Consider the following 13,632-nt stretch of genomic DNA (forward strand, 5'->3'; position numbering starts at 1 on the left):
TTTTATGCAGATAAAGCTTTCATTAGAGCAATGGCAAAAAATCCAAGATTACGCTACTAATGAACTAGGTATATCATCAATATCTAAAGCTGATTGTGACCTTTCCGAATACATCCCTTACTATGATAAATGGATAGAAAACAACTATCATGCCGACCTAGGCTATATGACAAAGCATGGTAGCAAAAGGTTTGTACCAGATGAGCTTGTACCAGGCACAAACAGCGTTATTGTAACTACACTTAACTATTCAAATCGTCCTATCTCAACAAAAAATGAAGTTAAAAGACTTCGTTCAGAGTCAAATATTGCTGATATTTCAATTTATGCTCATGGTCGTGATTACCACAAAGTCATGAAGAAAAAACTTCAAAAGCTTGGTGAATATATCAACGACATTATAGATACTCATGAATTTAGAGTATTTACAGATAGTGCTCCAGTTTTAGAAAAACCATTAGCTGAAAAGGCAGGGCTTGGTTGGATGGGTAAAAATTCAATGCTAATGAACAAATCTCAAGGCTCATTTTTCTTCATAGGCGTCATATATAGTAACTTAGACTTATCTCATTTACCGAATAATCCCAAACATCTTGATGCTTGTGGGAAATGCCAAGCCTGCATTAAACTATGTCCGACTAATGCAATAACGCCTGGCAAAATGATAGATTCTCGTAGATGTATTTCTTATCTCACTATAGAAAATAAAGGCACTATAGCCCAAGAATTTAGAGATGCTATCGGCACTAGAATTTATGGCTGTGATGATTGTCAGCTTGTTTGCCCATTCAATAACTCTGCACCTCAAACGAAAGAAAAAGATTTCCAACTCCGCGAATTTCTAGTAAATCGACCATTACTAGAGCTTTACAGTTGGGACTCTAATGATTTTGATAAAAACACCCAAGGTTCGGCTATCAGAAGAATAGGCTATAATGCCTGGGTTAGAAATATTAGTATTGCTATAGGAAATTCACCCTATTCGCTAAACAATATTTTAGCTCTAGAAAACAAAAAACTTGAATTTAAAGATAACGACCTCATATTAGAACACATAGACTGGGCAGTTAACAAACAAAAAAATAGCCAATAAACATTGTGCTTTACCTATATAGTTTGTAGAATGACAAAGGATAATACTTTCAAATCAAAAGGAGAATAAAATGAAATTCACTAAAACTCTACTTGTAGCTCCATTAATAGCTGGTGCTTTAATTACTAGTTCTTTTGCAGCAGCAGACAGCAATGATGATGTTAGCTACTCTGTTGGTTATGAAATGGGTAGTAATCTAAAAGCTCAATTGGCGCAAGGCAATGTTGAAACTGATAATGCTGAATTAATTTCAGGCCTTAAAGATGGTATAGCTGATAAGAAAGCTAAACTTAATGAAAAACAGATGCAAACAGCTATGATGGATTTCCAAAAACAAGCAATGGCTGCTCAACAAAAAGCTCAAGCATAATTAAGGAGTAACAATGACTAAGAAAAAATTACTTAAAGCTCTAACAATAGCTGGGGTTGCTACTACTCTAGTAGCTTGTTCTGGTAACAGCTCTGATTCTAAAGATACTACAGATACTGCAAATGCAACACCTAGCTCTTCAGTTGTAGACACTGCTGCAGCTAAAGTTGCTGATGCAACAACAGCCGACTCTGCTGACACTTCAAATGTAAAAGCTAATGCTAGCTACACTATTGGCTACGGTATGGGCAAAGGTATCTCCCAAGATCCCAACCTAAAAGAATTTGGTTTAAATAGCGATAAAATAGTAACTGGTTTTGAAAATGCTATTAATTCTAAAGATCCTGCTATAGACCAAGCAGACATAGATAAAAACATGGATCAACTTCGTGAAAAAATGACAACTAAAATGAACGAAGAAAAAGTATCTAGCTTCCTAAAAGTAAAAGATAAAATTTACAACTCTGATTTAACTCCTAAATCAGAAGCTACAAACCCTGAAGTAATAGTCTATGGCTTCTTTGATTACCAGTGTATGTATTGCTCAAAAGTAGCTCCTGAAATTGATAAAGCTATGGCTGATCACTTAAAAACTCAGTTTGTATTTGTAGAGTTCCCAATATTTGGTGAAAGAGCACCTGCATCAGAATATGCTGCTGAAGTTGGTACAGCTATTTACAAGCTTTATGGTTCAGATGCTTATATTCAGTACCATGACGGTATATTTGATACAGGTGAAGATGAAGGTAAGCTTAAAAATGAAACTGTTGATAAGGTAGCATTAAAATCTATATCTAAAGTAAAAGGTGCTAGCCTAGATAAAATCAAAGCTGCTATAAAAGATAATAAAATACCAGAGCACCTAAAAGAAACTTTAACTATGGGCTTTAAAGATCTTGGCATTCAAGGTACTCCTTATTTGGTAGTGACTCCTGCTAAAGATGCTAATGCTAGCAATACTACTGTAATTGGTGGATACGCAGACTATAAAACCATCGAAAATGCTATAGTAAAAGCTAAAACAGCTGATGCTAAAAACTAATTTCTCTTAACTTTCCTAAAAATCACCCATCTAAAAACATATAATTTTTAAAATATTAATTTTTATACGCTTTTCTTTAGATACTCATAAAGCTTACATCTTAACTTTTACTATGTAGAATCTTGGTTTGAGTATGAAAATGCTAGAATTTATCTTATATTTTAAGTATATTGTTGATAATAACGAAAGTAATATTAATCCCAATACAAAAATGAGATTAGTATAAATATAAAATAACTAGTAGAACTAACTAGCAGGAGATTATCGTGAAAAAAATATATAACATGTTTATGAGGATTATTTTTAGTCCTTCAACACCAGCTCAACTGATACTTGTGTCATTATTAGGCTTCATATTTGGATTTATCCCTGGTTTTGGATACTCACCCTTTTTATTTGTAGGTGTGATACTTCTAGTACTTCTATTAAGAGTAAACATTGGGTTATTTGTAATACTCGCTTTTATTGCCAAACTACTTTCATACCCCTTAGAAGTTGTTAGTTTCAATGCTGGTAGATTTTTAGTAGATGGCTTTACCCAACCTATTTTTAAAGCCGCAGTAAATACACCAGTATTAGCATATGCTGGGTTTGAGTACTACCTAGTTACAGGTGCTCTTTTTGTTGCTATAGTTCTAGGGTTAATATTTGGATTTATAATAGCCAAAATATATAAAAAGTTTATTTCTAAACTTGCTAATGTACAGGCAGGTAGTGAACTTTATCAGAAAATGACTAACAAGCTTAGTGTTAAAATCGCATCTAAAATAATCTTTGGGAAAAACATCTCAAAAGTTGACTGGCAAAAAATTCAATCAAGAAAGTTTCGCCAGCCAATAAGAATATGGGGGCTTGCACTAGTCATTCTAGCTGTTGTTGGTTTAGCTTTTGCTCCAAGTATACTAGAAACTGCTATGGTCTCTAATATAATAAAGCAACAACTAACCAAAGCTAACGGTGCTACTGTAGACTATGATTCTTTAAAGCTTGATTTAGGAGATGCTAAACTACAAATAAATGGTCTTGGTGCAGCTGATCCAAAAAATCTAGATAAAGATAGATTCTACGCCTCAAATATAAGTGCTAGTTTAGATATTTCTGGCTTACTAGTTAAACAAATAGCTCTAAAAGATGTAGTTGTTGATGGAGTCAGCCTAGATAAGCAAAGAGCATCAAAAGGAGAGCTATACTCTAACCCTGAACAAGCAAATATTGTTGATTCAAAAGATAATACTCAAACAGCTGATGAGTTTATGAAATATGCTGGAGACAAATTCCAGCAAGTAAATATTAATGACATCAATAAAGAAGCAACAAAAACGGCTGATACCGCTAAGAGTATTAAGCAAGCTGTTGAGGTATTAGCTAAGTTTAGACCTGCTTCTAGTGAAGATACATCTGATGAAAAGCAAAAGGCTGTAGTTAAGCAAGAAGCTGAAGTTTATGGCTATGCTGATGTTAAAAATGATACTTTACGTGATAAAGCCCCTGAATTCACTATATATAACATGGATATTAAAAACTACGTGAACGATGGTGTTACTTATGAAGCTAAAGTCATGAACTTATCTACAGCTCCTGAAATTTTAGCAAAACCTACAAGTATAGATGTAAAGTCTGTAAGTAATAATGATTTAGATGTAAAAGTTGTAATATCTAATCAACCCAAAGTTGATAATACAGTATCGTTTGATTTTAAAAATCTTGCAGGTGATGCTCTTAAAGGTCTTACAGTCAAGGGAGCTGGCATAAATGCTGATAGCTTAGATGTTTCAGGTAATGGTAAATGGCATTTTGCAGGTGTAAATAATGTTGGGTTCAATATTCCACTGAATTTAAATCTAAATAATGTTGCTATAAGTTTTGGCAAAGTTAAGCAAAAACTATCGACCCTTTCACTAAAAGCGATACTATCAGGTGATTTAAATAATGTTGGTTTTGCAATTGATGCTTCATCTGTAACTCAACTGTTTAGTACTGATAATATAAAAAATACAGCTAGTCAATTGATTGACCAATCTGGGCTCAATAGTCAAGCTAAAGAAGCACTTAATAAAGCTACTCAAGGTAAATCATTAAACTCTGAGGATGTGAAAAATACTGTCAATCAACTCGTTGATAATAGTAATTTAGATAACCACACAAAAGAGTTACTTAACAACGCTACAGTAAATGGTAAGTCTCTTAAAGAGATGAATACGAAAGATGTAAAAGATCTTGCTTCTAAATTTGGTGTTAGTTTCTAACAATTCATATAAAACAAATACTCCTTCTAAGAAAACATATAACTTACTTACCATATCGAAGCATCAGCTTTCTTGAGCTTGTAACAAACATTTCAATAAGCTCAACCAACTTTTGCCACTAAATCAGTAACCTTTTGTTTCATGGAAATCTGGCTATATCTGAAGAGTGATAAACTTTTAAAGTTATAAAATCTATAATATATGAAAAATGGAAAATATTGATTCAGAATTAAACTTAAAGACTTATTGTTCTCTAATTAGCTCACCATCTACAAGCCTGTAGATTTTATTCATTCTAGCGGCAAGATTTTCATCATGTGTTACGATTACAAAGCTAGTACCAAAATCTTCACTTAGATGCTGCATTAATTCAAATATACTATTTGAGCGTTTGCTATCAAGATTCCCCGTAGGCTCATCTGCAAGTATACAACCAGGGTTAGTAACTAATGCTCTAGCTATAGCAACTCGCTGTCTTTCTCCACCAGAAAGCTCTGCTGGCTTATGGTTAGCTCTATGCTCAAGCCCAACTTTTTCAAGTATTTTTATTGCCATTTCTATAGAGTCTTTCTTAGAGTACTTTTTAGTAATAGCAAGTGGTATCATTATATTTTCAATAGCAGTAAATTCAGGTAATAAATGATGTAACTGATATATAAACCCTAAGTGCTTATTACGCATTTTTGCACGCTTATTTACAGATTGATTATCAAATCTCTCCCCAGCTAGATGTACCTCACCTGAGCTACATTTATCTAGCCCTCCAAGTACATTTAGTAGCGTAGTTTTACCTGAGCCTGACAAACCAATTATTGCAACTTTTTCACCTTTTAATATATCTATATTTATATCTTTTAGAATCTCAATATCTGTTTTAAATTCGGTATATTTTTTAGAGACATTTTTACAACTTAGAACTATATTACTCATATCTTAAAGCCTCCACAGGTTGTACTTTTGAAGCACTCCAAGCAGGATAAAGTGTTGCCAAAAAGCTTAAAATCATTGATACAATTGTTACTTTAACCACATCACTCCACATTAACTGTGATGGAATATAGTCAATCATATATACACTTGCACTTATCATCTGATGACCTGATAAATTCTGTATGAAATTAACAATCTCTGTGGCATAGGTAGAAAGCACTATTCCAAGAAGTACACCGATTATAGTACCTATAAGACCTATTATAAATCCTTGATAAATAAATACCGTAATAATCTGTCTTGATGACATCCCCATAGTACGTAAAATAGCTATATCACTGCGTTTATCTGTTACAACCATCACTAGTGACGATAAAAGATTAAACACTGCTACAGTGATGATTAAAAGCAATATGAAGAACATCATTGTTTTTTCCATTTTCAGAGCATCAAAGAATGATTTATTTTCATCAGTCCAGTCTCTTGCAAAATAGTACGATGGTATAGCTCCATCATTTAGTTTATTTTTAATTATTGGAGCATCATAAACATTTGGTGTACTAAGCTGTAGCGAAGAAATACTATTACCCATTTCAAAGACTTTTTGAGCTTTCCTGATATTTATCATCGCATAATAAGCATCATACTGATAACTAACAGAAAATATCCCTGTGACTTTAAATTGCTTAATTCTAGGGATCATACCTGCTGGAGTTAGATTAATCTTCGGCACAATAAGAGTCACTTTGTCACCAATAGTTACTCCTAAGCTGTCGGCTAACGCACTCCCAAGTACTATATTGTAGCCATCTCCATCATCTAGTGATGATAGATTCCCTTGGACTATATGATCTGCTATTGGTAATACTTTGGTTTGGTACTTTGGCTCTATACCCTGCACTTGCACAAACGCAGTTGTACTAGCTCCCCTATTAGCACTTAATAACCCTTGAGACTCAATAAGTGGTGCTGCATTTTTTGCTTTAGGCACTTTAGATTCTATAGTTTTTGCGATATGTTGCCAATGCTCTAACTTACCACCCATCTGATAAACTTTTACAGGAGGAACCATCATTAAAATACGGCTTTTAATCTGATTATCAAACCCATTCATCACTGACATGACAGTTATTAATACAGCTACACCCAATGAAATACCTAAAAATGATATTGCAGAGATAATAGATATAAATCTGTTACGCTTTTTTGCTCGAATATATCTAAGACCTATAAATAAAGGAAGACTTCTAAACATTTAATTTTTCAGCTAGTAAAACTGTAGTATAGGATAGCATATTATGCAAAGAAAACCATTGACCTAAGCTCAAAACACTTGCAAACTAACAATGTTCTAAACTTTCTACAATATAAAATAAAAATGACTATACAGCGCAAAGCCATAATTGCTTTATTTATAATGACAGTTTTTTGGGGAGTTACTTTTCCTCTTATCAAAATATCTCTTGAGTATATTTCACCAGGACTATTTGTAACTATACGATTGCTACTATCTTGCTTGTTATTTTTGCCTATTATTCTCAAATCAAAGTTTATAGATAAACTATACATCATCAAAGTTGCAGCAATTTTTGGCTCTCTAGAAGGAATGAGCTTTTTCTTTCAAACACATAGTTTGTATACTATATCATCAAGTGAATCAGCCTTTCTAACAGCACTAAGTGTAGTGATGATTCCCTTTATTGGTAGTGTTTTTAAGCTTGATAGACTTACTATTTATGGCGTAATTGCATCAGTTATATCTTTATTCGGCATATATATATTATCTGGAGCTAGTTTTAAATACTTTACAATTGGTTATTTTTGGGCAATTATGTGTGCGTTAGCATATGCTTGCTCGGTTGTATATTTAAGTTATGAAACTAGAAAAACTACTAAAACAGATACATTTAAAGATTTACGCCCATTAATATTTTTACAAATAGCATTTGGAATACCACTACCTTTAATGGCTGATATTTCAGTAATACATGTTACATTTAGCTATACTCTTGTTATAGCTCTGCTATTTTGCTCAATCTCGACTATTGTTTGTTATTCGCTACAAAGCACCTACCAAAAATATCTAAGTATGTCTCAAGTTGCTGTTATATTCTCATTTGAACCTATATTTGCAACAGTTTTTGGTAGAGTTTTAAATAATGAAACTATATATACATCAACCATAATTGGTGGGGCCTTGATTCTAACTAGTTACTTTATAATTGAGATTGGAAACAAGAAAAGAGTTGGAGAGTAAGTTAAAAAAATAAACTATAAAACCTCATAAACAACAGTTGGTGTATCAAAGCGAATTGTTTCACTTAGACTATTAGATACAACAGCAAATTTTTTATTATCTCTAACAAATACTTTAGCATCTGTACCACCATAAGTATCGTATGTTTCAACCACCTCACAACTGTCATTAAACTTATATATTACTGATTTAAGCTTTGCAACAGGCTCTTGCCTTGTACCACTGATAAAATTTGTTCTAAATAGATATGTATTGCCATTATCTTGATAAGCATAAAAACTTCTCGCTGCTACACCATCAAGACTTTGAACTTTGGTAAATACACCATTATCCCACTTATATATTGAGCTATCATGTAGTAAGTTTGCAAATGCTAAATAATGAGATCCTTCATGGATAAAATGACAAAAATCTCGCCCACCACCTTGTGCATCAATTTCTTGAAATAATTCAAACTTTGTTCCATCCCACTGGAGTATTTTAGATGCTTCTAGGTTATCCGCTAGTGCTAGAAAGAACTTATCCTCTATAGAAAAAAAACAAGTTTCATACCCCCATGAAACAGGTATGTTTTGAAAAAGTTCAAAGCTAGAGCCATTCCATCTAAATATCTGTGTGTAACATTGCTTTTCAATATTTACACCAGGCTCTTTTACACCTTGAGAATATATAAGATAATGCTGAGAATCTATCTCAAAAAAATCACAACTCTTTGCAGCAAAAGTATCAAAAGCTTGAAAGTATACAAAAGCTCCATCAATCCACTCATACACTTTTGAATCAATATCCATGGTAAAATTAGGATTTGCTCCACCTCGAATAGAAGCTACCGCGAGAAAGTGTCTATCTGCTATAGTATAAAAGCTTGTATGCTCATTTCCTGGGGATGAAATCTTCTGATACTCAACAAACTTATTATCTTGCCATTTATAAATCAAAACATAAGTTTCACTATTGCCTCCATTCATATTCGGTGTATCGCTACTAATATCTTCAGATAGTTGAGGGATTGCTAAATATTGTTCGCCTTTTATCTCAAAAAGCTCGACACCTCTTGCCCCACTTGATGGGATATTTTGATATGATTTTAACTTCATCTTAAATCCTTATTTTGGAGCATTTATAGGATAAGTATTTATGCCATCAGGAAAACCATTTGTTAACCCTGGTAAATCCATTTCATCAAATTGCCATTTTTTAGCTACAGCCTCACCAGCTAGCCAAAAACCGACAGTATTTGACAACATTTGTTTAGGGCTTGTTATAGAAAATTTTAGCCTCTGTACAAAATGTTCAATTTGATTTGCATTAGTAAATCCATAATCACCAGGTAACGGTTCTCTATATGGTATTTTAATATCATCGACATGAGAAAATGCAGCCTGTGAAATAAATGGTCTAGCATAAATACCACCCCAAACTCTATTTGATAAATTTTCAAAATCTTTTTCTGGTAAACTATCAGCACCTAAACTATCAGGCAAACCTGCATACGGAAGTATAAGTATACGCTTTGAATTTAGTATATCTCCAGCTATTGATTCGATAACAGGAACTAACCAGTTTGAACCTGCCGTTAGACCTGACCCATAGTTTGTACCAGCTAAATTATGTAAAATGATTTTAGCATTTTGCCAATCTATATCTTCATTAGATAGTGCTTGATAAAGCTCGTAAACACTCATTAAACCAACACACGCAAAAGTGCCGATCATTACTGTATCAAAAGATATTGGATATTCTTCACTAGAAACATTTAAAAAATTCTCAATAACATCTTCACTAGAAAAGTTTTGCTTATTCTCTTTAACAGCAATTAAATAGTTCGCAGCTAATGAACAACCATAGTCGACCATGTTTTTAACCAAGTCTTCTTTACCTTCCAAGGCAGGTATTGATAACTGATTTAACCAATGACTATCACCTTCTACTCTATTTAGCTCTCGCACTTCTACCAAATGCTCTATCATCGGATCAAGATGCTTTTCCCATGAGTCATCACCTATTGATTTTAAAGCACCTAAATAAGCAATTGCCGGACCAACATGAGAAAGACTCGTTAGTTCATAAAAACCAGAATTTGGAGCTGCTCGATAAGATGCTGATGCAACTAGCTTATGCTCTTTTTCACCACTATACACATATATACCAACAGAATCTGCTACCACTAAAGGACCAGGCTTTACTGAAGTCTCTTTTGCTACAGCTTTTCCTAAATCTTGAGCTATCGCAGTTCTATCTTGCGGGTAATCTGGCTTTGTGTAACCTGTAAAGTCATAATACAAATCATAAAATGCTTTTGGTGTAGTATATTCTGCCATTAATATTCCTTTGTGAATTTTGGTATGTTTATAGAAGTTGAAGGATCTATAAACTGCTCTATAGTCTGATTTACTAATTTAGATTGTGTAGCAAATACAAAGTGACCTACCCCATTAATCTCATAGTATTGTGAGTTAGCTATATTTTGCCTTAAATACAAACCAACATCTGTCGGAACCTCTTCACCTAGTATACCATTTATAATTAAAGTCGGAGTTGTTATATCAGATAGTAACTTTCTATCATCATCAAGAGCAATATTATTAAAAAATGCTAAAATAGTTTCTTTTTTTGCCTTAGCTAACATTTCATCAAACCAACTCTTCATTTTATCTAGTTCATCGCTATGCTGTTCTTTAATTGCTGGTGTATATAACACATCAGACAATTCTTCATTAGAAGTCGTTTCCTCTATCTTTTTAGTAAAACTCTTTAATGTTTCAGCACTAAATCCCCACTGCCAATCACTCTGTTTTTTAAAACATGGCGAAGCATTAATCACAATCAATTTACTAATCAGCTGACCATACTGAGCTGCAAACTTTAGTGCCACATGACCACCAGATGCAAAGCCGACTAGTATCGGTTTATCTAAATTCAATGACTCTATAGATTGTTTGATATCAGCCATATAAAGGTCTGTAATGGAATCAAAATTATCAGGTAATGCACTAGAATTACCATAACCTCTCAAATCAATTGCGACATTATGGTAATTACTCTTGAAATACTCAAACTGTGCAAACCAGCTATTTGAGTTTAATGGTAAACCGTGAATCCATAACATAGCTGGCCCACTACCACATTCTTGATAATATAAATGCCCATTTTTCAGCTTAATGCTTTTCATAGTTAATATTACACACCTAATGCCATGTTTGCTATTTTACGATTTATAATAGAGTTTTTATTTGCCACAGTTAAACCAATCTTTGCAAGCTGGTATTTAAATACATTTTCTGAGCCAATAAACCTTCTAACTTTTTCACTCTGCTTAATTATTGCAGAACCTTCTGGGTGTCTCACTGATGTATATTTATCTTGGGTATTATTAGTTAACATTTCTGCAAGACAAGCCGAGTCTGCTATACCTAAGTTCATCCCTCTACCACCTACAGGTGAATGACAATGAGCACTATCTCCAGCCAAGAATACTCTACCTTTCTGATAAGTGGTTGCCTGCCTTACTGAGATAGAAAACTGTCCTTCTCTAAATGTCTCATCAACACTAACTTCAAATGGTAATGCTTTTAATGCATTTTCTGTATTTGATATAACTCTGTAACGGTTTTTTGCAATAGGAGCAACTACAGCCAAAGTGCTTTTATTTACTCTATAAACACTAAAAGTATTAGTCGCTTGCCAGTTTTTGATAACAACATCAGCTATTGACCAAGTTTTTTCTAGCTCATAACCAATATAGTCAATCTCTAGCTGTTCTCTTACAGAGCTTTTTATACCATCTGCTCCTATAACATAGTCATAATCCTTAATAGCTCCATCTTTAAACTTGACTACAACCTTATCTAGATTGTCAGATAAACTTTCAAATTCGGTATCAAAAAAAACTCTTACTCCAATTTTTTCTAATGTTTCACGCAATATCTCTTCGGTTTCATTTTGTGGCAAAGCAAGTACAAATGGGTAAGTAGATGTAGCGGCTGATAAATCAATTTTTGCATATTCGTGTTCATCAAAATTTATACTTACATCTGAAAGTTTTACGCCATATTTGATGAGCTCACTAGTTACTCCACTAGCTTCAAATAGGTGAAGACTGTTAGGCATTATTCCAACAGCTTTTGATAAGTTTGATGGCTGTGCATGCTTCTCAATTATTTCAACATCATGCCCTTTTCTTGCTAACTCTATTGCTGCTGTTAAACCGGTTGGTCCTGCTCCTACGATTAAAATTCTCATATCAGTTACACCCTATATAATATACCTATAAAATAATCATAACATCACTACTTAGTTTAGAGTTATATTTTTGTAATACTACAACACAATTCTAATTAACTAAGACTGTTATTTTAATCTTATCATCTAAGTTAACAAGGTAGTTGAGTAGAGTTGGAATCTCGGTTTTCTCTGGGTTGCAACAGACATTTTGACAGGTGTTACTGAACTTACTGAAGTTTACAATGATACTTCAGTATATTTAAAGAATAATTATAGAATGAATGATAAATACCAAGTCGCTGATAGCAATAGTTTTCTAGGTTCTAGGATCAAAATCCATAGCTTCTTTCATTTTTTGATAAAACTCTTTTTTCTCATCAGTATCTGCTAATGGTAGTTTTACATCATACACAACATAAAAATCAGCACCACCAAGACCCTTACCTTTTATACGCATTTTACGCCCAGATTGACTACCTTCTGGTACTTTCATTTTCTTTTTACCAAAAGGAGTATCTATCTCAAGTGTAGTTCCTAATGCTGCTTCCCAAGGAGCTATGGCTATATGCTCATATACATCATTGTTATCTACTTTATAGTTTTTGTGACTTACAACTTCAATTTTTATATAAAGATCGCCAGCTGGAGCATTCTGACCAACTCCAGCACTACCTTTACCCTTCAATCGTAACTTTTTACCATTACCTATAGCTTGTGGAATATTTACATCAACACTCTTATGTTGCATGCTCGGTATACCATTTACTCCTGCTTCTTGGAAACTGTAAGATACTGACCTTTTACCTCCAGCAATAGCTTCTTCAACATTCAATTTTAGTGAAATAGTTATATCTTCACCCTTACGAGCTCTAGGTTGGCCCTGACTGAAACCTCTACCACCAGCAGATGCTCCACCGCCACCAAAAAGGTCACCAAAAATATCTCCGATATCTTCAAAGTTAAAACTTTGTGAACCTCCCCCACCTTGAGAGAAGCCTCCAAAACCGCCGCCTTGACCTCCGCCGAAGCCTCCTTGTTGGACTTTATCCCAATTCTCACCATAGCTATCATATAAAGGTCTTTTTTCTTTATCACCTAATACATCATAAGCTGTTTGGATTTCTTTAAACTTATCTTCTGCACCAGCATCTTTATTTACATCTGGGTGATACTTCTTAGCTAAACGCCTATATGCTTTTTTTAAATCTGCATCTGAAGCATCTCTACTTACTCCAAGTAGTGAATAATAATCTGCCATTAATTTCTCCTAATCAATATAATCAAAGTATCCTAAAGCTATAAAATATACTAGCTTTACAACAATTTGATCTCATACCAAGGTTTATTATAGTTGGTATTATTTATCTTAAACATTATCTAACTAGATTTTAATATGGTGATTATATAAATAAATACAAGGAATTTATTGAGCAATATATACAATTTTCAGAAAAGTATAAGTGAAAAGTA

General features: G+C 33.5%; 12 protein-coding genes. 5 read left to right on the forward strand and 7 right to left on the reverse strand.

The window, feature by feature from the left end; genetic code table 11:
• Positions 1 to 4: 4 nt before the first annotated feature.
• From queG to FLM55_RS03135, 4 genes are all read left to right on the forward strand, one after another.
• Positions 5 to 1,093, forward strand: coding sequence for a tRNA epoxyqueuosine(34) reductase QueG (gene queG / locus FLM55_RS03120; protein WP_178947967.1), 1,089 nt, complete (start codon positions 5 to 7; stop codon positions 1,091 to 1,093).
• 70 nt (positions 1,094 to 1,163) lie between these two features.
• A complete protein-coding gene (locus FLM55_RS03125; RefSeq protein ID WP_112869597.1) occupies positions 1,164 to 1,463 on the forward strand; it encodes an FKBP-type peptidyl-prolyl cis-trans isomerase N-terminal domain-containing protein in 300 nt (99 codons plus the stop codon).
• A 13-nt stretch (positions 1,464 to 1,476) separates the two neighbouring features.
• Positions 1,477 to 2,505, forward strand: coding sequence for a thioredoxin domain-containing protein (locus tag FLM55_RS03130; RefSeq protein WP_178947968.1), 1,029 nt, complete (start codon positions 1,477 to 1,479; stop codon positions 2,503 to 2,505).
• 263 nt (positions 2,506 to 2,768) lie between these two features.
• Entirely contained in the window at positions 2,769 to 4,751 is a 1,983-nt protein-coding gene (locus FLM55_RS03135; RefSeq protein ID WP_373193971.1) for a TIGR03546 family protein, read from the forward strand.
• 243 nt (positions 4,752 to 4,994) lie between these two features.
• Here the strand turns inward: FLM55_RS03135 and lolD are convergent, their stop codons facing one another.
• Both lolD and FLM55_RS03145 read right to left on the reverse strand, forming a co-directional pair.
• Entirely contained in the window at positions 4,995 to 5,681 is a 687-nt protein-coding gene (gene lolD / locus FLM55_RS03140; RefSeq protein ID WP_112869594.1) for a lipoprotein-releasing ABC transporter ATP-binding protein LolD, read from the reverse strand.
• Positions 5,674 to 6,936 (reverse strand): lipoprotein-releasing ABC transporter permease subunit, encoded by a 1,263-nt coding sequence (locus FLM55_RS03145; RefSeq protein ID WP_178947969.1) that lies wholly within the window; start codon positions 6,934 to 6,936, stop codon positions 5,674 to 5,676. The genes lolD and FLM55_RS03145 overlap by 8 nt, the downstream gene beginning before the upstream one ends.
• 123 nt (positions 6,937 to 7,059) lie before the next feature.
• On the opposite strand from FLM55_RS03145, the gene FLM55_RS03150 reads away from it, so the two are divergent.
• Positions 7,060 to 7,938, forward strand: coding sequence for a DMT family transporter (locus tag FLM55_RS03150; RefSeq protein ID WP_178947970.1), 879 nt, complete (start codon positions 7,060 to 7,062; stop codon positions 7,936 to 7,938).
• A 14-nt stretch (positions 7,939 to 7,952) separates the two neighbouring features.
• Here FLM55_RS03150 and FLM55_RS03155 read toward each other — a convergent pair whose 3' ends face one another.
• The 5 genes from FLM55_RS03155 to FLM55_RS03175 all read right to left on the reverse strand — a co-directional run bounded on the left by FLM55_RS03155 (position 7,953) and on the right by FLM55_RS03175 (position 13,420).
• Entirely contained in the window at positions 7,953 to 9,035 is a 1,083-nt protein-coding gene (locus FLM55_RS03155) for a hypothetical protein (protein WP_178947971.1), read from the reverse strand.
• Positions 9,036 to 9,044: 9 nt separating this feature from the next.
• Entirely contained in the window at positions 9,045 to 10,259 is a 1,215-nt protein-coding gene (locus FLM55_RS03160) for a DUF5624 domain-containing protein (protein ID WP_178947972.1), read from the reverse strand.
• Positions 10,259 to 11,110 carry an alpha/beta fold hydrolase gene (locus tag FLM55_RS03165; protein ID WP_178947973.1) on the reverse strand — a complete coding sequence of 284 codons (852 nt, stop codon included), beginning with the start codon at positions 11,108 to 11,110 and terminating at the stop codon, positions 10,259 to 10,261. Before FLM55_RS03165 ends, FLM55_RS03160 begins: the two co-directional genes overlap by 1 nt.
• 8 nt (positions 11,111 to 11,118) lie before the next feature.
• Positions 11,119 to 12,180, reverse strand: a complete 1,062-nt coding sequence (locus FLM55_RS03170; protein WP_178947974.1) for an NAD(P)/FAD-dependent oxidoreductase — start codon at positions 12,178 to 12,180, stop codon at positions 11,119 to 11,121.
• Between the two features lie 298 nt (positions 12,181 to 12,478).
• Positions 12,479 to 13,420, reverse strand: coding sequence for a DnaJ C-terminal domain-containing protein (locus FLM55_RS03175; protein ID WP_178947975.1), 942 nt, complete (start codon positions 13,418 to 13,420; stop codon positions 12,479 to 12,481).
• Between the last annotated feature and the right edge of the window lie 212 nt (positions 13,421 to 13,632).

Source organism: Francisella sp. Scap27 (assembly GCF_013394105.1).
Taxonomy (GTDB): Bacteria; Pseudomonadota; Gammaproteobacteria; order Francisellales; family Francisellaceae; genus Francisella; species Francisella adeliensis.